This is a genomic window from Microcystis sp. M015S2 (genome assembly GCF_020245945.1).
In the GTDB taxonomy this organism is placed as follows: Bacteria; Cyanobacteriota; Cyanobacteriia; order Cyanobacteriales; family Microcystaceae; genus Microcystis.
The window spans coordinates 148,027-168,844 of the sequence record NZ_JADBTX010000018.1 but is presented as its reverse complement, the minus strand read 5'-3'; the positions used below and the strand labels follow the sequence as shown (position 1 = coordinate 168,844).

21 protein-coding genes are annotated in these 20,818 nt (G+C 43.0%); 15 read left to right on the top strand and 6 right to left on the bottom strand.

Features of this window, described 5'->3' with window-relative positions:
• Nucleotides 1-135 precede the first annotated feature (135 nt).
• Entirely contained in the window at nt 136-1,689 is a 1,554-nt protein-coding gene (locus IM473_RS04740; protein ID WP_287658865.1) for a lamin tail domain-containing protein, read from the top strand.
• 244 nt (nt 1,690-1,933) lie between these two features.
• On the opposite strand, the gene IM473_RS04735 is transcribed toward IM473_RS04740, so the two are convergent.
• Together IM473_RS04735 and ybiA are read right to left on the bottom strand one after the other, a co-directional pair.
• Nucleotides 1,934-2,236, bottom strand: coding sequence for a YkvA family protein (locus IM473_RS04735; RefSeq protein ID WP_002801910.1), 303 nt, complete (start codon nt 2,234-2,236; stop codon nt 1,934-1,936).
• A gap of 232 nt (nt 2,237-2,468) precedes the next feature.
• On the bottom strand, nt 2,469-3,197 hold the full coding sequence (gene ybiA / locus IM473_RS04730; RefSeq protein WP_287658864.1) for a riboflavin biosynthesis intermediates N-glycosidase: 729 nt from the start codon (nt 3,195-3,197) through the stop codon (nt 2,469-2,471).
• A 248-nt stretch (nt 3,198-3,445) separates the two neighbouring features.
• On the opposite strand from ybiA, the gene IM473_RS04725 reads away from it, so the two are divergent.
• From IM473_RS04725 to accD, 3 genes are read left to right on the top strand one after another with little or no spacing between them, the layout of a single operon-like run.
• Entirely contained in the window at nt 3,446-4,255 is an 810-nt protein-coding gene (locus tag IM473_RS04725) for a prepilin peptidase (protein ID WP_287658863.1), read from the top strand.
• Between the two features lie 41 nt (nt 4,256-4,296).
• Nucleotides 4,297-4,506: a hypothetical protein gene (locus IM473_RS04720; protein ID WP_287658862.1), complete on the top strand. Its 210-nt coding sequence runs from the start codon at nt 4,297-4,299 to the stop codon at nt 4,504-4,506.
• A 19-nt stretch (nt 4,507-4,525) separates the two neighbouring features.
• Nucleotides 4,526-5,476 (top strand): acetyl-CoA carboxylase, carboxyltransferase subunit beta, encoded by a 951-nt coding sequence (gene accD, locus IM473_RS04715; RefSeq protein WP_287658861.1) that lies wholly within the window; start codon nt 4,526-4,528, stop codon nt 5,474-5,476.
• A gap of 85 nt (nt 5,477-5,561) precedes the next feature.
• On the opposite strand, the gene IM473_RS04710 is transcribed toward accD, so the two are convergent.
• Entirely contained in the window at nt 5,562-5,945 is a 384-nt protein-coding gene (locus tag IM473_RS04710; protein WP_287658860.1) for a Fur family transcriptional regulator, read from the bottom strand.
• Between the two features lie 31 nt (nt 5,946-5,976).
• Between IM473_RS04710 and purS the strand changes: the two genes are divergently transcribed.
• The 6 genes from purS (at nt 5,977) to IM473_RS04680 (ending at nt 10,184) form a co-directional block, all read left to right on the top strand.
• Nucleotides 5,977-6,252 carry a phosphoribosylformylglycinamidine synthase subunit PurS gene (gene purS / locus IM473_RS04705; RefSeq protein ID WP_287658859.1) on the top strand — a complete coding sequence of 92 codons (276 nt, stop codon included), beginning with the start codon at nt 5,977-5,979 and terminating at the stop codon, nt 6,250-6,252.
• A gap of 135 nt (nt 6,253-6,387) precedes the next feature.
• Nucleotides 6,388-7,074 carry a phosphoribosylformylglycinamidine synthase subunit PurQ gene (gene purQ / locus IM473_RS04700; RefSeq protein WP_287658858.1) on the top strand — a complete coding sequence of 229 codons (687 nt, stop codon included), beginning with the start codon at nt 6,388-6,390 and terminating at the stop codon, nt 7,072-7,074.
• A 259-nt stretch (nt 7,075-7,333) separates the two neighbouring features.
• Nucleotides 7,334-8,260, top strand: a complete 927-nt coding sequence (cdf31, locus tag IM473_RS04695) for a CDF family zinc efflux transporter Cdf31 (RefSeq protein WP_287658857.1) — start codon at nt 7,334-7,336, stop codon at nt 8,258-8,260.
• Between the two features lie 46 nt (nt 8,261-8,306).
• Nucleotides 8,307-9,383 (top strand): dTDP-glucose 4,6-dehydratase, encoded by a 1,077-nt coding sequence (rfbB, locus tag IM473_RS04690; protein ID WP_287658878.1) that lies wholly within the window; start codon nt 8,307-8,309, stop codon nt 9,381-9,383.
• Between the two features lie 194 nt (nt 9,384-9,577).
• Nucleotides 9,578-9,826, top strand: coding sequence for a 30S ribosomal protein S16 (gene rpsP / locus IM473_RS04685; protein WP_002780060.1), 249 nt, complete (start codon nt 9,578-9,580; stop codon nt 9,824-9,826).
• The gene (locus IM473_RS04680; RefSeq protein WP_150978017.1) at nt 9,819-10,184 is read left to right on the top strand and encodes a KH domain-containing protein; all 366 of its coding nucleotides are present in this window, start codon (nt 9,819-9,821) and stop codon (nt 10,182-10,184) included. Before rpsP ends, IM473_RS04680 begins: the two co-directional genes overlap by 8 nt.
• A 9-nt stretch (nt 10,185-10,193) precedes the next feature.
• Here the strand turns inward: IM473_RS04680 and obgE are convergent, their stop codons facing one another.
• Nucleotides 10,194-11,222 (bottom strand): GTPase ObgE, encoded by a 1,029-nt coding sequence (obgE, locus tag IM473_RS04675; RefSeq protein ID WP_002801904.1) that lies wholly within the window; start codon nt 11,220-11,222, stop codon nt 10,194-10,196.
• A gap of 195 nt (nt 11,223-11,417) precedes the next feature.
• On the opposite strand from obgE, the gene sppA reads away from it, so the two are divergent.
• On the top strand, nt 11,418-13,229 hold the full coding sequence (gene sppA, locus IM473_RS04670) for a signal peptide peptidase SppA (protein WP_287658856.1): 1,812 nt from the start codon (nt 11,418-11,420) through the stop codon (nt 13,227-13,229).
• 54 nt (nt 13,230-13,283) lie between these two features.
• A complete protein-coding gene (locus IM473_RS04665; RefSeq protein ID WP_287658855.1) occupies nt 13,284-15,443 on the top strand; it encodes a ComEC/Rec2 family competence protein in 2,160 nt (719 codons plus the stop codon).
• On the opposite strand, the gene IM473_RS04660 is transcribed toward IM473_RS04665, so the two are convergent.
• Nucleotides 15,433-15,963: a universal stress protein gene (locus IM473_RS04660; RefSeq protein ID WP_287658854.1), complete on the bottom strand. Its 531-nt coding sequence runs from the start codon at nt 15,961-15,963 to the stop codon at nt 15,433-15,435. The genes IM473_RS04665 and IM473_RS04660 overlap by 11 nt on opposite strands.
• A gap of 610 nt (nt 15,964-16,573) precedes the next feature.
• Between IM473_RS04660 and IM473_RS04655 the strand changes: the two genes are divergently transcribed.
• Nucleotides 16,574-16,960 carry a hypothetical protein gene (locus tag IM473_RS04655; protein ID WP_287658853.1) on the top strand — a complete coding sequence of 129 codons (387 nt, stop codon included), beginning with the start codon at nt 16,574-16,576 and terminating at the stop codon, nt 16,958-16,960.
• A gap of 2 nt (nt 16,961-16,962) precedes the next feature.
• Complete coding sequence (locus IM473_RS04650; RefSeq protein WP_287658852.1) at nt 16,963-17,913, top strand: NAD(P)-dependent alcohol dehydrogenase; 951 nt, start codon at nt 16,963-16,965, stop codon at nt 17,911-17,913.
• A 4-nt stretch (nt 17,914-17,917) separates the two neighbouring features.
• Here the strand turns inward: IM473_RS04650 and IM473_RS04645 are convergent, their stop codons facing one another.
• Nucleotides 17,918-19,153: a bifunctional sterol desaturase/short chain dehydrogenase gene (locus tag IM473_RS04645; protein WP_287658851.1), complete on the bottom strand. Its 1,236-nt coding sequence runs from the start codon at nt 19,151-19,153 to the stop codon at nt 17,918-17,920.
• A 211-nt stretch (nt 19,154-19,364) separates the two neighbouring features.
• Here IM473_RS04645 and IM473_RS04640 point away from each other — a divergent pair, with 211 nt between their 5' ends.
• The gene (locus IM473_RS04640) at nt 19,365-20,792 is read left to right on the top strand and encodes a glycosyltransferase family 2 protein (RefSeq protein ID WP_287658850.1); all 1,428 of its coding nucleotides are present in this window, start codon (nt 19,365-19,367) and stop codon (nt 20,790-20,792) included.
• Nucleotides 20,793-20,818 lie beyond the last annotated feature (26 nt).

Genomic DNA, 20,818 nt, shown 5'->3' with positions numbered 1-20,818 from the left:
TAATCGCTAAAAGTCTTACTATACAAGGGCTAGAGCAACTGTTGATTTCAATGACTAGGTGCGGAATGTAGGATAAAAATTACCGAAGAGCCACTTTTCCGTATATTATGCAGTTAGTCATTGGAGAAAATTATTATGACAAAATCAACCATTACGGGCGGCAACGAATTAAAAACTCGTGGGGTCAGTGACTCTCGCTCTAATTTTTACTTAGTTGATCTCAACGTCCCTATAAGTGGCAAAGGTGTACTCAACTCTTGGGAAATATGGGCAGACAAAGTAACTCCTGTCCAATTAGTCATTTATAGAAAAACCGCAAACGCTTGGTCTGTGGTTGGTAAAAGTGATTTAAAAACACCAGCGCTTGGCTTAAATCAATTTGCATTAACAACAGCTATTGCTGTACAACCAAATGATTTTGCTGGTGTTTACTATCCACAAACAGGAAGCGTCAGTTTTAACCGTAAAACCGAACAAGAAGCTTGGGATTTAGGCAATTTATCTGGTAGCGTGTTATTCACCAGTACTGGTGCGGCGGAAACCGCATTTTCTGGTTCAAGTAACCGCGTCTATTCTTTAAAAGTGCATGGCATAGATGATGCCCCCGTGTTTGTACCAATCGAAAAACCAGCCAATGGTCGAATTATTGTTCATAATGACGAGTGGGCTTTAAGCGATGCTGGTTTTCAATCGGTATCTGATACCGCGACTTTTGCGTTGAATGTTGCCACATATTTTGTAGGAACGACACAGGGAAAATTTCATGTTTTGTCCAATAACTTTGGATTGGTCGGCGCAACGCTTGAGCGTACCATGACTGGTGCTGGGCATACTTGGACAAAAGGCATGAACATTGCCATTAATGCGGTAGCATTGGCTCAATATGATGCCATTTTTGTAGGTGGCGACCCAGTTGATAATCAAGTATTAATTGATTATGTCAAAAACGGCGGTAAAGTCTATCTTTGCGCAGGCACAGGGCATGGTGGCAGCCAAGCAGAGGCGGGTCAATGGAATACGTTTTTGACAGCTTTTGGTTTGAAATTTGACGGCGTTTATAACAACATCAGTGGTAGCCTAGCGGTTACCAGCCCAAGCCATCCATTGTTTAGCAATGTGAAAACCCTTTATCAAAACAACGGCAATTCAATCAGTTTATTACCAAATGCCACTGCCAACATTGTAATGACTGGTAGTAATCAAGGGCTGATTGCAACCGCAGACTATATTAAGCCAAATGCACCAGCACGGTCTGAACCTACGCCTTCGCCAGCAACTTCTGAGCCACCTAAACCGAAGACCATCGAAACAGAAGAGTTTAGCATCACCGCAGAGGATGACGTGTTTATGTCTAACTTGGTTTATAAAGGACTGGTTAAGAAAACACAATCTGACGAATATGTTGAGCTTAGCAATCGCGGCAATCATCCCGTCAATATTTCAGGTTGGAAAATCACTTCGGTCGGCAGTGCCAGGCAGCAATTTACTTTCCCAGCAAATACTGTTTTAGCGTCTGGCAAGACTTTTCGGGTTTATACCAACGAAGTACATTCTGAAACTGGTGGTTTTTCTTTTGCCAGTAAAACGGCTATTTGGAATGACGCTGGCGATGAATTGAACCTGTATGATGCGATGGGTAAGAAAATTTCCACACTGGCGTATGGCATTGCTCGAACTAAAAAAAGCTGACCGAACGCGGGGCGAGGGGAGAGCATCTCATTTATGCAAGTGAGTAATTATACTTATCCATAAAACTGGTTTCTAGCAATGCTTTCAAAATAGCTTGACATAAAAACCTGATTTAGGGGTTACAAAGGTGAGATGCTCCCGATGGGCTGTGGGGTGTGAGGAGACCAATTCGTGGGCGTTGCGGGGGGAGAATAAATAACAGCAATCTCCTGAAGTCAGAAGTCAGAATTGAGACTTCCGAATTCTAACTTCTGACTTCTACAGCATCGGTATCAACGGCATTGGTTGGGGAAGAAACTTCGGTTTGATTATTTACTCCCCCCGGACGGCGATTGCGATAATCAAGAACTAATCGCGATAATTCCGTGGTTAAAAGGGTGAGGACAATCCCATCATCGATCCAACCAATAATCGGGAAAATGTCAGGGGAAATATCGAGGGGACTAAACAGATAAACCATAGTTCCCAGAATGATAATCCAACGATATTTAGGGTGAGTAATTTTGCTGCTGTACCAGTTGTAAAAAGATTCAACAATCGGTTTCATTGATTTGTCCTCTTTGACTGAGATAATTTAATTTTGTCAGGTTGCCACTGGGGCTGATAGTGCGGTTTTACACCCATTATGTAGGGTTATCCCCGCTAATTATCCACTAAAAAAGCCCAGAAGAAAATTCACCGTTAGGAATGAGCCTGAAGTATGATTACTGGATGCTTAAGAGGGGAGATAGTGGCATCTTTTCCCCGTGCAGGCGTTGGTTAGATCGCCAGTGAACCATCTACTGGCCGCTGGAAAAATCGTAACGTATTCGTTCACGGGTTTCCATCAATAGCTGACCCAGCCTATTCAATCCAGTTCCATCTCCACCATCACCCCAGTATCTATCATTGTTTGTATGCTCAATCAGCTTTAGATCACCTGTTGAAAGTATCTTTTCAGTCAAGTCAGGATGTTGTGTAAATTTGGCATATAGAGCCTCTCGCATCACATCATCTTTGATGATTTCCCAATCTCGACGCAGTGGTCTGCGACGATCCCGTCCCATCTCGGCCGCCTCTCGTGCTGTTTTGGCTCGTCGAATTTCTTCTTCATGAGGAGTATTAACAAACTTCTGAGCCTGAAAGTAATGTTCTGAGGTCGGCCATATTCTATCTTTTAGATAGATTGGGTATGGTGCGAAATTCGAGAAACAACCGTAAGGCTTGTTAAGGTGATAAAACTTGATCGGCTCACTCAGAGCTTCGATCACAATGCCACCAAATCTAGCTTCATCAGCCCAACATTCTATGCCCTCGATATAGCATATATGGCTTTGATATTCCTCTTGAGTCTCAGAGAAAACCGCCTTGAATCCGCCACCTATCGAAATATTATAGAAACTCAGTTTTTGTCCGTAAGCATCACAAGCTTTGTCATAGCAGACTTCACAAACTGCGCGAGGATATTGTTCCCAATGAGGAACCGATTTACAACAAATCGGACATGGATGATACTTGTTTGAACTCATGAGACCTGTTGCCTAATTTTTTTATGGTAGAATAGAAAGTTTTGCTTTTTTATAGATTTTTAGATTGGAGTTGAAATCTGAATGGGAGGGGAGGTCGGCCACTCCATTCTTGACCAGTAATAGATGAAGTGTAACTTAATTTGGTATCGAGGACTGACTCCCCAAAAGGAAAACTTCCTATCTCGCCATTAAGATAACTGCTATAACCGGGTATTCTAGGGAAGTGATCGGATTTCAGCCTTGAATCTATGGAAACCCTCTTTCATCTAGTTACTTTTGCCTTTGTCTTCGCTTTTGGTGCCTCGGTGGGCAGTTTTTTAAACGTGGTCATCTATAGATTACCTAAGGGGATATCTCTAGTTTATCCCCCTTCCCACTGTCCGAAATGTCACCATAGGTTAGGTAAAAGCGAGAATATACCCGTTTTCGGCTGGTTATGGCTAGGGGGTCGCTGTCGCTGGTGCAAAACCCCGATTTCTGTCCGTTATCCAGCGATCGAAACTTTTACCGGTTGGTTATTTTGTCTGGTTTTAGGAGATTTTAGCTTTTCTTGGCAGACCCTCGGCTATTGGATTCTCCTAAGTTGGTTATTAGCTTTAGCTTTGATCGATTTTGACACGATGACGCTTCCTAACTCCCTCACCCAATCGGGATTAGTTTTAGGGATAGTTTTCCAAACTCTTTTAGGTTGGCAAAATAATCAAAGTGTTATCTATCTCTTTTCAGCGATCGCTAGTGCAGTTTTAGGAGTCTGGTTATTTGATCTGATCCGGTGGGGGGGAAGTTTTGCCCTCGGACAACAGGCCATGGGGGGAGGAGATGCCAAATTAGCGGCCATGATCGGTGCTTGGTTAGGATGGCAAGCATTATTAGTCACCGCTTTTCTGGCCTGCGCTATCGGGGCGGCCATCGGTATGACGGGCATTTTTCTCGGTAAAATGGGGAAAAGACAAGCTATACCCTTCGGCCCACTTCTTGCCCTCGGCGCTCTGATGAGTGTCTTTTGGAGTGATAAGATCATCTCAGCCTATCAAACCATTTTTTTCCCTTTCTTGTAAAAAAGCTATCTTGTAATTAAATCTTGATACAATAGTCTTCCGTGTCTTGGATCACCATTAGAACAACCCCCAGTAGTTGGGAAGCCGATTGGCTGCAGGAAATGCTCAAAGCTCACCACATCCCCAGTCGCGTTATCGCTATTGGCCCTGGTATTTATTGCGGCCAGGGGCATCAGGCCGCCCTACAAGTGCGTCCCCAAGATCGCTGGACAGCGCTTTTGTTATTAAGTCCTCTAGAAGAAAGTCGATAAATTGTCTTTATTTTAAACTATGTCTCTATTTGATTGGTTTGCAAATCGCCAAAAAACAGAACCCAAGGTTCAACAACAACAGGAACGAGAAATAGCCGATGGTTTGTGGACAAAATGCCCAAATTGCGGCGTTTTGGCCTATACGAAGGATTTATTAGCTAATCAACTGGTTTGTCTCGATTGCGGTCATCATAATCGGGTGGAAAGTGAAGAAAGAATTCGCCAGTTAGTGGATGCTAATACTTGGAATTGCCTCGATGAACAGATTCGACCGACGGATCCGCTCAAATTTCGCGATCGGAAAAGTTATAGCGATCGCCTGCGGGAAACCCAAGAAAAAACCGGACTGACGGATGCTGTCCACACGGGAACGGGGACGCTCGATGGTTTACCCTTAGCTTTAGGGGTGATGGACTTCCGTTTTATGGGGGGTAGTATGGGATCGGTGGTGGGAGAAAAACTCTGTCGTTTGACGGAACGAGCCACCGATGAACGTTTACCCCTGGTGATTATCTGCGCTTCCGGTGGGGCGAGAATGCAGGAAGGAATGTTAAGTTTAATGCAGATGGCCAAGATTTCTGGCGCCCTTAACCGGCATCGGGAGGCAAAGTTACTCTATATTCCCGTCTTGACTAATCCCACCACGGGAGGAGTCACGGCCAGTTTTGCCATGTTGGGAGATATTATTATCGCCGAACCAAAGGCTACTATCGGTTTTGCCGGTAAACGGGTAATTGAACAGACTTTGCGCGAGAAATTACCGGAAGGTTTCCAAACATCGGAATACCTATTAAAACACGGGTTTGTCGATGCGATCGTTCCCCGTACCCATCTCAAAAAAACCCTGGCCCAATTAATTAGTTTACATCAGCCCTTTTTCCCCTTGTTATCCCCCCTGAACAGCCATCATCACTACAGTCAGCCAGAGTTAATCCCTGTGAAAACAGCCCAAGGTCAAACAACAGTTTAATCTCTGTAAGACGGCACTGGAGTTGAAAGTCTGAGCATTTGTACTAAAATTTCCCGATCGGCAGTTTAAATGTAGTACAGCTTACTTAACTGGGTTGACAGTGATCACAAAGTCCAAAAAATTCGAGAGTATGGTAATAAACCTTGAATTGGTGTGATTTTTCGAGTTTTTCTTCCAATTCGTGAACGGGACACTCATTAAAGACGATAGACCGACCGCAATGAATACAGGTAAGATGGTGTTGATCCTGCTGAAGGGAACTGTAGAGGGATTCTCCTGTGGCTAGGGTTCTCACCTGCACTGCTCCCTGTAGTTTTAGGGATTCTAGGGCGCGATAAACAGTGGCTAACCCCATATTTTGGTCACGCTGACGGAGTTCCACAAACAATTCTTGAGCGGATACTGCCCGATTTAAGGTTTTGAGTAAGTGGATAATGCGCTCTTGCGATCGGGTGCGTTGGGATTTCATATCAAAAAGGTCAGCGATCAAAGTTAATTCTATGCCAAAAAATTATCAGTGCTGTATTTATGTTACTCTGCGTCCCTCGGTTCTCGATCCGGCGGGTACGGCGGTAGAGTCGGGATTAAAGCAATTAGGTTATGACACTGTAGCTGGGGTGCGAATTGGTAAGTATATTGAGCTTACCTTGACAGCAGCGGACGAAACCAGCGCTCGCGCGCAATTGGCTCAAATGTGCGATCAACTATTGGCTAATCCTGTAATTGAAAATTATCGCTTTGATTTGCATTGTCAGGAGATAGGAGATAAGGGATAGGGATTAGGGGATAGGGAAATGGGGAAATGGGGGATTAGGGAAATGGGAGAATGGGGAAATTCAACTAATACCCTAACACCCTAACACCCATCTGATGAGAGCTTTTTGCAAAATGAATTAACCAAGTTAAAAATTATGAAGTTTGGGATTATTGTTTTCCCTGGATCGAATTGCGATCGAGATGTGGCAACGGTGACGGAGGGGATTTTTCGGCAACCTACCCGCTATGTTTGGCATCAAGAGACGGATCTAGCGGATTTGGATGTGATCGTGGTGCCGGGGGGATTTAGTTACGGCGATTATTTGCGCTGTGGTGCGATCGCTCGGTTTTCGCCAGCGATGAAAACTGTCCGAGAAGAAGCCGAAAAAGGTAAATTAGTTTTAGGCATCTGTAACGGTTTTCAGGTATTAACGGAAATTGGACTGCTACCCGGTGCGTTAATTCGCAATCGGGATTTACATTTTATCTGCGATCGAGTGCCAGTAAAAGTGGAAAACAATCAATCTGTCTGGACGCGAGGTTATCAACCGCAACAGGTGCTTAATTTGCCGATTGCCCACGGGGAAGGGCGTTATTATGCCGCAGAAGATACGTTAAAATCTCTGGAGGATAACGGACAAATTCTCTTGCGTTACTGTACTCCCACAGGAGAGGTAGATGAGTCGGGAAATCCTAACGGTTCGTTAAATAATATTGCAGGAATTACCAATAAAGCAGGAAATGTGCTAGGAATGATGCCTCATCCCGAACGCGCCGCCGATCCGCTGCTCAATTTGACCGATGGGAGTCTGTTATTTCAGGAGTTGATCAATTGTTGTTGACTAGACCTCTTGTAAAAATCAAAAATTGTTGTTAGGGTCAGGAGTCAGTCGTCAGTAGTCAGGAGAATTAAAAATGAATAATAATCAATTAAATGGTCTATTTACCGACTTTAGGCAATTTAATCCTTATTTTTGCCGTTTTTAAACCCTCAAATAGTTGGGGTTTTTGGGGTTTTGGGGTTTTAGTTGAAATTTCCCTGATAACTGATAACTGATAACTTACCCACTGATAACTTACCCACTGATAACTGATAATCCTGTGGCTGTTTTAAAAGATAATCGGGCTACCGTCCAAAAGGTTCTCTGGATCACCCTGCTGCTGAACATTTTGGTTATGGCGATCAAAGCGGGGGTGGGTTTGAGGATTGGTTCTTTAAGTCTGCAAGCGGATGCTCTCCATAGTGTCACCGATAGTGCGAATAATGTCTTGGGATTAGTAGCGATGCGGTTTTCTTCTCCCTATCCAGATCGAGATCATCCCTACGGACATCTGAAATACGAAGCGATCGGAGCTTTAGCGATCGCCGCCTTTTTGGGGATTGCCTGTTTTGAAATCTTGCAAGGGGCGGTCATGCGTATTATCAAAGGAGGCAAACCCGTCGAGATTGCAGGTCCTGAATTATGGCTATTAATTATCGTTTTAGGGGTGAATATTTTTGTCACCTATTATGAAAGATCCGTGGGGCAGCGTGTCGGTAGTGCGATTTTGATTGCCGATGCTCGTCATACCATGAGTGATGTCTGGGTGACAATTACGGTTTTATTGGGTTTAGTCGGGGTTTGGGTGGGCAATACGGCCAATATTCCCCAATTACAATGGTTAGATGTGATTTTGTCCTTTCCCGTCGCTTTTTTGGTGTTTAGCAGTGGTTGGAAAGTCCTGATGGAGAATTTACCTTTGTTAGTGGATGAAATGGCGATCGCTCCTGAAGTGATTCATCAAATTGTGATGGAGGTGCCGGGGGTGCTTAATTGTCATGCGATCGCGTCTCGGGGAGTGGTGGGAAGACAGGTATTTATAGAAATGCACCTAGTTGTCTCCGCTCAAGATGTGGAAACTGCTCACGCAATCACGGAAGCGGTGGAAGCAAGATTAACCCAACAATTTAGCCCTGTGAGAATTTTAATTCACGTTGAACCGCCGGATTATCACTCCGATCAGATCACTTTTGATGAAGAAGTGTGAAGCAAAAAAGCCTAAAATAAGTAGCGAACTTTTGCTAGAGGTGGCCATGGCGACAGAAAATCAAGCTAGAAGCATAGTAATTACTGGTGGAGCAGGATTTATCGGCTCGAATTTTGTTCATCATTGGTGCGAGAATTATCCTGAGGATCGTGTCATTGTTCTTGATGCTCTTACCTATGCGGGCAATTTGAATAATTTAGCGACACTGAAAGATAGAAAGAATTTTCGTTTTCTGCAAGGGGATATCTGTGATCGAGCTTTAGTTGATCAATTATTTGCTGGTGAAAATATCGATACAGTTGCCCATTTTGCCGCCGAATCCCATGTGGATCGCTCGATTCTTGGACCTGGGGCTTTTGTGCAGACTAATGTGGTGGGAACTTTTACTCTATTAGAAAGTTTTCGGCAACATTGGTTAAGTAATCATCAACCGGATAACTATCGTTTTCTGCACGTTTCCACCGATGAGGTTTATGGCAGTTTAGGAGTAGATGATCCGGCTTTTACCGAAACTACTCCCTATGCTCCTAATAGTCCCTATTCTGCCTCAAAAGCGGGGAGTGATCATCTAGCGAGAGCTTATTTTCACACCTACGGAATGCCGACAATTATTACTAATTGCTCTAATAATTATGGTTCCTATCATTTTCCCGAAAAGTTAATTCCTTTGATGTGTATTAATATTCTTTTGGGTAAACCTTTACCCGTTTATGGTGATGGTCAAAATGTTCGAGATTGGTTATATGTGCGGGATCATTGTCAGGCTTTAGATACAGTTATTCACAAGGGAAAAGTGGGAGAAACCTATAATATTGGCGGCAATAACGAGGTAAAAAATATCGATTTAGTCAGGATGTTATGTGAGTTAATGGATGAATTGGCCACCGATTTACCCGTGCAACCTGCTCAGAATTTAATTACTTTTGTCAAGGATCGCCCTGGACACGATCGCCGGTATGCTATTGATGCCAGTAAAATTCGCACCGAATTAGGTTGGCAACCTGAAGAAACCGTAGAGGGGGGATTAAGAAAAACCATTCAATGGTATCTCGATCATCGGGATTGGTGGCAACCCTTGTTATCCAAAGAATATCAAGAGTATTATGGGAAAGTTTACGGTTAGAGAAGGGTAAAAACTTTAATCTTAATTTTGGGTGTGTTAGCGAAAACTAACACCCTCAAACCTTGTACCTCACTATTAAGATATCGGCGTTATTTTCAATAATATCCAATGGCTGCCGACCGTTCCCTCGATCGCCACTTGTGGAAATACCGCCTGGATGAGTTAGAATCGGAAAGGAGAATTTTTGAGTAACCATGATCAAATTACGTCTAAAACGCTTTGGTAAAAAACGCGAAGCCAGTTATCGTATCGTTGCGGCCGTTAGCACCAGTCGTCGCGATGGTCGTCCCCTAGAGGAGTTAGGATTCTACAATCCCCGCACCGATGAAGTGCGTCTGGATGAAGAAGGAATCATCCGACGCTTACAACAAGGTGCGCAACCGACGGACACCGTGCGCGGCATTCTCACCAAACAGAAAATTTTCGAGAAAATCAATGCCTAGTACCCCCAATTATCTCGAACTGGTGAAATTTATGATCGAGCCGTTTTTGGAAGATCCAGCCAGTCTGAGATTGGATATCGAGCGCTGTAAGGAAAATGAACGTCTTTGGGTGCGTGTAGCCTTCGATGATGCCGATAAAGGCAAAGTTTACGGCCGGGGAGGACGCAATTTACAGGCGATTAGAACTACCCTAGAAATGGCGGCCGCGAGTGCGGGTCGCTCTGTTTATCTAGAAGTCTATGCGGCCGAAAATGAAGGCGAACAGCGCCGCACCCGTCGTTCTAATGGTAACTTTGAAGGTACGGAAAGAAGACCGAGCAATCGCCGACCACCCGCACCCCGGCAACCCAACAACTAACGAGCGATTTTAGGAAAACAGGGAAGGGGTTTCAACCTCGACCCTCTCCAGTTGCTCTAATTGCTGCCAAACTTTGGCGAGTAAAGTGGTTAATCCGGCTCCCGTAACGGCGGAAATAGTCAAAATCTCGGCATTGGTTATTTTAGCAAACTGCTTTTGGTAGTTATCTATCGTTTCCTCGTCCACAGCATCAATTTTGTTGAAAACCAGTATTTGCGATCGCTTTTCCAATTCCCGACCATAGGCGGCTAATTCCCCTTGAATAATTTGATAATCGGCGATCGGGTCTTCTGATGTCAAGGAGACAAGATGAATTAACAGGCGTGTGCGTTCGATATGGCGTAAAAATTCGTGTCCTAAGCCGATTCCTAGGTGCGCTCCCTCGATTAATCCAGGAATATCGGCGAATACCGTCCCATCTCCCGTGGGTTTGCGTACCACTCCCAAGTTAGGAATAAGAGTCGTAAAGGGATAATCGGCGATTTTGGGACGAGCAGAGGAAACGGCCGAGATTAGGGTAGATTTTCCCGCATTGGGCAGCCCAATAATGCCCACTTCCGCTAATAACTTCAATTCTAGGCGTAAATGGCGTTTTTCTCCGTCTAAACCGGGTAAAGCGTATTCGGGTGCGCGGTTATTATTGCTTAAAAAGTGGCGGTTGCCTAATCCCCCTTTTCCCCCGGCAGCCACGATTAAAGTCTGTTCGGGAGTGACCAAATCGCCGATAATTTCCTCGCTATCGAGATCGTAAACCACTGTACCACAGGGAACTTTAATAATGCGATCGCTACCGTTGGCTCCCGTGCAGTTGTTCGGACCGCCCCGTTTACCGTCATCGGCCTTAAAATAGCGACTATACTGGAAATCTAGCAGGGTTTGCAGGTTCTGAGTCGCCACAAAAATCACCGAACCACCTTTTCCCCCATTACCTCCGGCCGGACCGCCGGCGGGGACGTATTTTTCCCGACGGAAAGCGACAATTCCATCACCTCCCTTACCCCCTTCCACTTCTATTTCGGCGCGATCAATAAACTGCATAAGATTAAATAATTAAAGTGAAAAGTCAAAACCAAAAAACCAATTAGCTGTTAGTGTGCCGCGACCGGTTAATCATACTCCTTAAAATAGAGCGAGAGTCAGTCTTTAGTACATTCGTTCGGAAATAAAAAACTTGTTTCTGGGCGGGGAATCCCTACAATAGGAAACAGGATAATTAGTAGCAGATGAAAACCGATGGGGCAGTTTTTTAAACAAACTTTCGCTAGTTGCTTGGGGACTTTATTGGGATTATTGGCATTTTCGACCCTAGGTGTGGGAGGGTTAGCATTTTTACTGCTTTCCTTGCTTAATTCTAGCGATAGCTCCTCAGTTAAGGAAAAATCAGTCTTAGTTTTTAACTTAGCCACCAATATCAGCGATGCTCCCCCTAGTTCCAGTTTAGCCGATAGTTTGACCGGTGAGAGTAGGACCACTTTAAATTTGCGACAGGTGATAGCGGCGATCGAAAAGGCCGCCCTTGATGATAACATTGTCGGTCTGTTACTCTATGGTCGCGACAATATCGGTGAATATGGCTATGCTACCCTGACGGAAGTGCGGCAAGCTTTGGCAAAATTTCGCCAATCGGGTAAAAAAATTATCGCCTACGATATGGAATGGACGGAAAAGGAATATTATCTCGCTTCCGTTGCTGAAACGGTGATTATTAATCCCGTGGGGAGAATGGAAATTAATGGTTTAAGTAGTCAACAAACCTTTTTTGCCGATGCACTAGAAAAGTATGGTGTGGGGGTGCAAGTGGTAAAAGTGGGTTCTTTTAAAGGTGCAGTGGAACCCTATACGCGTCAGGATTTAAGTGTCCAGAATCGTCAGCAGCTGCAAACCCTACTCGATACAATTTGGTCTAATTATAGTTCCACAGTGGCCAAAAGTCGCAATTTAACCCCCCAACAGGTGCAAACTATTTCTGATACTCAAGGTATTCTGGAAGCAACCACGGCGAAAAAGGCGGGTTTTGTCGATGAAGTGGCCTATTTAGATCGAGTAATTGTTTTGGCTAAAGAGTTGACAGGAGAAGCAAAAAATAAAACTAATGAGGAGGAAAATTCTGGCTCTTTTTCGCAAATTTCTTTAGCTAATTATGCTAGTTCTCTCGATGAGGAGGAAAATAGTAGCAATCAAATAGCGATAGTTTATGCAGAAGGGACAATCGTAGAAGGTCAGGGAGATAGAGGCCAAATCGGTGGGGATAAATTGGCGAAGGAACTGCGAAAATTACAGGGGAAGGAGGAGGTGAAAGCGGTAGTTTTGCGGATTAATAGTCCGGGGGGAAGTGCCACCGCTTCTGAGGTGATTCTGCGGGAAATTAAGCGTTTAGATGCGACCAAACCGGTAATTATTTCTATGGGTGATGTGGCAGCTTCTGGGGGTTATTGGATCGCCATGGGGGGTCAAAGAATTTTTGCCGATAATGATACAGTTACTGGTTCGATCGGTGTGTTTGGATTATTGTTAAATATCCAGAAGATTGCTAATAATAATGGCATCGATTGGGACACGGTGAAAACTGGACAATTAGCCGATCTATCTACTATTACCAGACCGAAAAATCCCCAAGAATTAGAAATTTATCAAGCGGCAGTTAATCGGTTCTATGATTTATTTATCGAGACGGTGGCCAAGGGGCGAAAATTATCCCCAGATAAGGTAAGAACTGTAGCTCAAGGTCGCGTCTGGACGGGAAAAGATGCGGTTAAAATTGGTTTAGTTGATCAAATAGGTGGCCTAGAAGCGGCAGTACAATACGCAGCCAAAACAGCTAAATTAGGGGATGATTGGAGTCTTCAAGAATATCCTCGTTCGCAAAGTTGGCAAGAAGAACTTTTTTCTAATTTATTGCAAACCTATCTTCCTCCTCTCACTAAAAATAATCACCCTTTGACGCAGGAATGGCAAAATTTTCAGCAGGAATTATTGAAGTTACCTACATTTAACGATCCCCATAGTGTTTATGCTAAGTTACTTTTTAATCTCGATTTTCGCTGATACTTATGTAAAAATAATGCCCGCTAATTATGAAATTCTTTGACAAAAATTTCTATGAATCGCCCTAATAGCGTTATTCTTGGTTTAGCCTATATTTTGGGATTATTATCTACAGGTCTGCTAGATTTTAGTCCCCAGTTAAACCGATGGCAAGAAGTGGTAATTAGGATTGTTATTATCAGTCTAATTACCCTGTTAACCACAACTTTTATCCGTCGTTTTTGGTGGCAAAGTCCCCCGAAAAAAACTTGGCTGATAGCGGGATTAATAGCTATATTTGCCGTTGTTTATCTAGAAATTCGTACTCCTTACCCCAGCGCAAACGATATCAGTCATCTTTTAAAAAATAATGTAGTTAACTCTATTAAAATCACGGGCAGTATTATATCAGAACTTCGTCTTAATCGCCGAGAAAATTTACAATTTTGGTTAGAAGTAAAAGAATTTAGCCTTAGGAATTTACCCACAGAAAAATCCGAAGGTAAACTCTACGTCACTCTACCAAATCTAGCAGAAAATCAGGTTTATCCCGGACAAGAAATAACAGTTAAAGGATTACTGTATCGTCCCCGTCGTGCCAATAATCCCAATGCTTTTGACTTTGCTAATTATCTAGCGCTTCGGGGTGCTTTTGCTGGTTTAAAAGGGGAAATAATTATCGATAAAAAGTCACCGACTTGGGGAGTTTGGCAGATTCGTCAGCGCATTGTTGAGGCACAAATTCAAGGACTAGGCCAAGAAAAAGGGACTTTATTAAGTTCGATTACCCTCGGACGACAAGCAGTTAATTTGCCAGCAAAAATCACTGATTTATTTATTAAAACTGGATTAGCTCACATTTTAGCAGCTTCTGGCTTTCATGTGGCTATTTTGTTGGGATTTGTTTTAACTATTACTCGCAATTTATCCCCCAAACAACAGTTTATTATTGCCCTTACTATCTTAATAATTTACGGTACTTTAACAGGGTTACAACCTTCAGTCCTGCGGGCGATTTTGATGGGAATTGGGGCATTAATCGGTCTGCTTTATAATCGACAAGTTAATAGTTTAGGTTCCCTGTTACTAGCGGCTACAATTCTATTATTATGGCAACCTCTCTGGATTTGGGATTTAGGATTTCAGTTAAGTTTTTTAGCGACTTTGGGATTAATTATTACCGTTCCTTTACTGAAAAATAAAATCGACTATTTCCCTAATTTAATCGCTGAACCTATAGCTATTAGTCTAGCTGCTACTCTCTGGACTATGCCTTTATTAATGTTTACCTTTAACTCGATCGCTCTTTATAATATCCCCATTAATATTATCACAACCCCCCTAGTTACCCTAATTAGTTTAGGAGGAGTTTTTACTGCTTTTTTAGGTTTAATTTATCCCCCTTTGGGCAGTATCAGCGCTAGTATTCTCTATTACCCTCTAGAGTTATTACTGCAAATTACCAACTTTTTTAGTCTGCTTCCTTTTAGTACCTACTCCACAGGTAAATTATCTTTAGGAGTGATGTTAATTATTTATATTTGCCTTACCTTAATCTGCTTTAATCTCTGGTTTCGTCAACGGTGGCATTTAATCGGTTTATTTATACTCGCTGTAATTTTAATACCGATTATTTATCAACATTTTACTTTAACTCAGGTGACAGTTTTAGCCACCAAATCGCAACCAGTAATCATTATTCAAAATCGAGGAAATACTCTGTTAATTAATGGGGAAGAACCCGCAACAGCACGTTATACAGTTTTGCCCTTTTTGCGACAGGAGGGAATTAATCAAATACAAGGGGCAATAACTGTCAATAATTCGGCGCAATTCTCAACTATTAGTGAGGATATACCGATCCAAAAAACTCTAAATTTATCCCGGTTAGAAAAATTTAATCTCGGCGAAATTACTGGACAATTGATCGAGAAAAATTTATTTAAATTTCAGGTAAAAAATCAATCTTGGCTCTGGATTGTCAACCCGAAAATTCCCGCTAATTTATCCCAAAAACTCAACCCGCTAGTGTTATTATGGCAGGGAAGTAATCTAGATAAACAATGGCTAGAGTTCATTCGACCACAAACAGCGATTGCTGTCACTAACAATCTCTCCCGCAATGCCAGAAATCAACTGAGAAAGGCCGGTATTAAGACTTACTGGACTGGGAGAGATGGGGCAATTCAATGGACGGCAAAAAATGGATTTCAACCCTTTCTAATTAATGAGTGATATGTACTACCAAAACTGAACAGGGAGCATGATGTACCACATAATTACTGACACTACCCAAGATTAACTCAGATAAACCCGAGCGACCGTGACGACCAACAATAATTAAATCCATCCCCTCTTGCTGGGCAACTTGACAAATTTTCTGCCCCGGATCACCGATATAATAATCAGCCTGGGCCGTGATATTATCTTCCTTAGCTCGATCGACTAAACCGTTTAACCAAGCTTGTAATTCCGCTTGCATTTCTTCGGTGATTTGTTGTTCTAAGGCGATCATATCGGAGGGATAACCGCCACCATAACCGATCAGATTACCATAAATAAAAGTTTCCGTGTAGGGGGTCAAAGGTTTGGACAGACTATAAATAATCCGCAACTCACTAGCGTAGGTTTTCGCTAAGAGAATAGCCGCATCCAACACCTCTGGAGTGACATCTTGATAATCCACAGCCACGAGAATTTTATTATAGAGTTTGTTGGTATCCCGATCGACTGAGAGTGTTTCCGTATTATTCATAGAATTAGCCTCCTCGATAGCAGACAACTTCAGGGTTGAAGTTAATCTTTTTTCCCATCGGCTGCCAGCAATACCCCGGGGAAATAGTCAAAAATTGCCGAAAGCTGATGATTGATCGCTGACGATCCCCTACCTCTAGTGTGACATTTTTCGGATAATGTAGCTAAATCCCCAAAAAAATTAACAATTTACCCTACTGTCACCTCCCTGTTCTGTCCTAACCCGTCACTATTTGTTGATACATATCATAGTCAGAATAGGATCAAGATTACATCTATATTGGTGCTAATGGGGGATGATAGATTGAAAGCGGATGTTTAAAGCTGTCCGGGCGTGTAAACCTCTTACAAATACACTGTATTTATAAATGTCAGTCCTTTTACACGCCTTTTTTCCCTTTTTAACCGCAAATCCGTTTTTAAGCAGAAGTTATTCAAAGAGGGCGAAGGCAATTCGCCTCTACAATAAATAATATTATTGCGCCAATGGTAGGGGCGCACTGCGTGCGCCCAAAATGTCATCTAGATATTTCGACCAAATTGAGATGCAGCCTTTGCCAAGGGCAGCTGCAGTATATAATCCAATTAGAGCGAGTTCTAAACCAACAGCTATGATTAGTCGCTACATTGTCGCATGGCTCCCGATGGTCTTAATAGGAATTAGTAACGGTATCCTCCGAGAAACCACCTACGGAAAATATCTCGATGAACTACGCGCTCATCAAATTTCTACCCTGACAGGAATCCTCTTTTTTAGTCTTTATATTGGCACTCTTGTTTATTTTTGGAGTCTAGAATCGTCTGGTCAAGCAATTACTATCGGTTTAATTTGGTTAGTATTAACAGTGGGTTTTGAGTTTCTATTTGGCCATTTTATCGCTGGTCACTCTTGGTCAAGATTAGGTCAAGATTATAATCTTTTAGCGGGACGAGTTTGGATTTTTGTTCTCTTGGTCATTACTTTTGCTCCCTTACTATTTTATCAACTTTTTTCTTAATTATGAAAGCTATTATCATTAATCGCTATGGCGATAGTAATGTTCTCCAATACACCGAAATAGAAAAGCCAATTCCCCAAGAAAAAGAAGTCTTAATTAAGATTATGGCAGCGGGAATTAATCCGATTGATTGGAAGATTCGTCGGGGAATGCTCAAAATAGCCACAGGTAATAAATTTCCCCTGCAATTAGGTTTTGATTATGGGGGAATTATCGTTGAAAAAGGTAGTCAGGTGGAACAATTTCAGATCGGAGATGAGGTTTTTGGTTTTGTCAATCAATTACCCGGTAGAACCTATGCTGAATATGCAATTATTCCCGCTTCCCTATTAGTTAAAAAACCGCATAATCAGAGTTTTATTGAAGCTGCCGCCACTCCTTTAGCCGCTTCTACCGCTTTGCAAGTCTTGCGCGATTTTGGCGGTATTCAAGCAGGAAATCGGATTTTAGTTAATGGTGCATCGGGAGGAGTGGGTAGCTTTGCCGTGCAGATAGGAAAAATTTTCTCCGCACAAGTAGATGGAGTTTGTAGTAGTAAAAATATCGATTATGTCACCTCTTTAGGAGCCGATAAAGTTATCGATTATACCCAAGAAGATTGGAGAAAAACTGAGCAGAAATATGATATAATCTTCGATGCTGTGGCTAAGTCTTCTTTTTGGCACTGTCGTCAGCTTTTAAAACCCCAAGGCACCTATATAACCACCCTACCAAATCCAGGAATTATCCTCCTAAATTATCTCGGTGCTTGGTTGCCACAAAAAGGGAAAGTGATATTTTTTGCTCAAGCACAAGCGTCCGACTGGCAATTTCTCAAAGAAGCGATCAAATCGGGAAAATTAACTGTTAGAATCGATCGCACCTATACTTTTTCCCAGGTGGCAGCAGCTCATAATTATAGTGAATCGGAAAGAGTGCGCGGAAAAATAGTCTTGATACCGGATGAAGGATAAATAGTTAGGGGTTTTCCTGATTTTTGGGGGAACGAGTAAATAGTTTTAAGTAAGTAGAAACAGAGAATTCTTTAATTGGAAAGGTGATAAAAGTCAAGGGATTAATAGTAATAATAATATTGCGGCTATCCCTCTGTACCGCCTTGATAATCTGTTTAGCCACCCAATCGGCGGACATAATACCCACAGGATTTAAATTACTCTTAAAAGGGCCAAGAATTAGCTTTCTCACCACACAGGGGGCATCTAAACGACGCAGGGTAATCATATCACCGATCGCCCGTTTACTGAGTTCGTAGAGGGGGCTAAAGGCAGGATTAACCTCCGCTTCCGAGGTATTCACCCAGACTTCCTTGCGGGCAATTTGCTCGTTAGTGCGGACAGTTTTGAAGAATAATTCCATTAAACGCCAGACGGAAAAAGTATTCACTTCGTAGGCTAATTCGATCGCTTCTGGGGTTCTTTGGCCGTGGACATTAACGCCATGATTTAAAATCAGTATATCTACAGACTTAAATAGGTCCTCAAGTTGCGTTTCTTCACCGATTTGCCATTTTACGGTTTTTACAGGGACTGATTCGCCGTTAATTTCAATAGCGATCGCATTCTCCCCGGAAGTGAGCGCGATCACCTTGGCTCCCTTCAGTTGTAGGTACTTTAACAGCGATCGCCCTAAGGTTCCATTCGCTCCGGTAATGGCGATCGTTTTGCCTTTGAGAGAAAGTGCCGTCCCCATCAATTTATCCATAAAGGTGAAAGTTCCACAATAATAAGCCTTTTGGTTATCAAAATGGTGTCGCCAGTGGTAGGTACGATTAACGCGCCATTGAGCGGGGAAACTCTCAAATTGCCCCGGACGATGGGTTAAATCGGTTAATTCCTCCAGATTGGCGATACCTAAACCTCGACCGATCGCCGTACTGAGAAAAGCCAAAGTATAAAGGGAGCCTAACCAACCCAACCAAGGGCGATCGAACCCCCAAAAGTAGGCCAATAGTACAGGTAAAACACTTGCAGCCAACATGACCAAGGCCTCCGGTACATCATTGTACCAGTGCGCCCGACGATAAATTTCCTCGCTCATTACCGACAGATCGGGACGAAAAACCCGATGATGCCAGACGTGCAGACGATAAAGGGGCTGCCAATGGTGGGCCAGAGCATGATAGCAATCACGCACGATCTCCACCCAAATAATTGAGCCACAAATCAGTCCGACACAGAGGAGCAGGTTTGACATAAGGGATAAATGTTAAATTTTTCTCAACGAATGTAAACAAAGCAATCTTAGCCGAAAAAGCGCATTTATAGGGAAAAAAAAGCCAATAGCTTGAAAAACTAGGGTTTATTTCCCGAAAAAACTTAAGATTCTGTTAAAAATTTTAACAATTTTCGGTAAGATAAAGCAAGAAACAAGCGTCTACTTGAACAGTACTTAACCTGAGTCGATTATGGCAGAAAATTATTGGTCGCGAGAGGATGATAACGAAGAATTAGACCCGATTGGTTCCCTCCTATCTGACTGGTCCGATCCCGAAGACGAGGAGGACGAATTTAGAAGCGAAATTTTTCAAGGCCGATCGGGACGCAGACAGAAAGCGGCTTTTAGCCTCATGGCGATCTGGACAATAATTATCGGACTTCATTGGCTGAGTTGGGGTTATTGGGCAATTATCGCCCTAACTATGGTACTATCGGGGCAAGCTTTGCGGCTGCTGTTCACCAAACCAGAAACGCCGCCAATTCCTTTACTAGATAAGGATTTAGCCTCTGTCCCCAGGGTTTCTCTCTTAGTAGCGGCCAAAAATGAAGAAACCGTAATCACGAAACTGGTTAATTATCTCTGTCATCTAGACTATCCCCAAGATAAATTAGAAGTTTGGATCGTCGATGACTATAGTACCGATAACACCGGTGCGATTCTCGATCGCCTTGCTTTAGAATATCCCCAATTACAAATTCTCCATCGTCCTGCTAATGCCGGAGGTGGCAAATCCGGTGCCTTGAATCAGGTTTTATCCCTGACTAACGGGGAAATTATTGGCGTATTCGATGCCGATGCGGGATTATCCTCCGATTTACTGCGTCATGTGGTCCCGATGTTCGACGATCAAGAAGTGGGTGCGGTACAGGTGCGAAAAGCGATCGCCAATGCCGACGAAAACTTCTGGACAAAAGGACAAGCGGTAGAAATGATCTTTGATAGCTGTTTCCAACAGCAACGGATCGCGGTGGGAGGGATCGGAGAATTGCGCGGAAATGGTCAATTTGTCCGTCGTAGTGCCTTAAATCGTTGCGGGGGTTGGAATGAACAAACGATCACCGACGATCTTGATTTAACTATTCGTCTCCATATCGATAATTGGAAAATTAATATCTTAAATTTTCCCGCAGTAGCGGAAGAAGGGGTGAAAACCGCGATCGCTTTATGGCATCAGCGCAATCGTTGGGCCGAAGGTGGTTTTCAGCGTTATCTCGACTATTGGAAAGCAATTTTAAAGTCTCCCATGCCTTGGCCGAAAAAGTTTGATTTAATTGCTTTTTTGCTCGTTCAATATATCTTACCTGCGGCCGCTATTCCCGATCTTTTAATCACTATTACCCAGCATCAAGCTCCGATTTTAACTCCTTTAACTGGTTTGGCTCTTTCCCTTTCTCTCTGGGGGATGGTGACAGGATTAATCCGGGTTAATAGGGGTAAAAAATTGACTTTTGCTCTCGGTTTGGACATCCTTGCTCAAACCCTTCGCGGCATGATTTATATGATGCACTGGTTTATTATTATTCCCAGTGTCAGCCTGCGGATGGCTTTGCGTCCTAAACGTTTGAAATGGGTGAAAACCGTTCATCTGGGGGAACATCTCAGGGCCGAAGTTTAATTTTCGAGGATAGACTCCAAAAACTT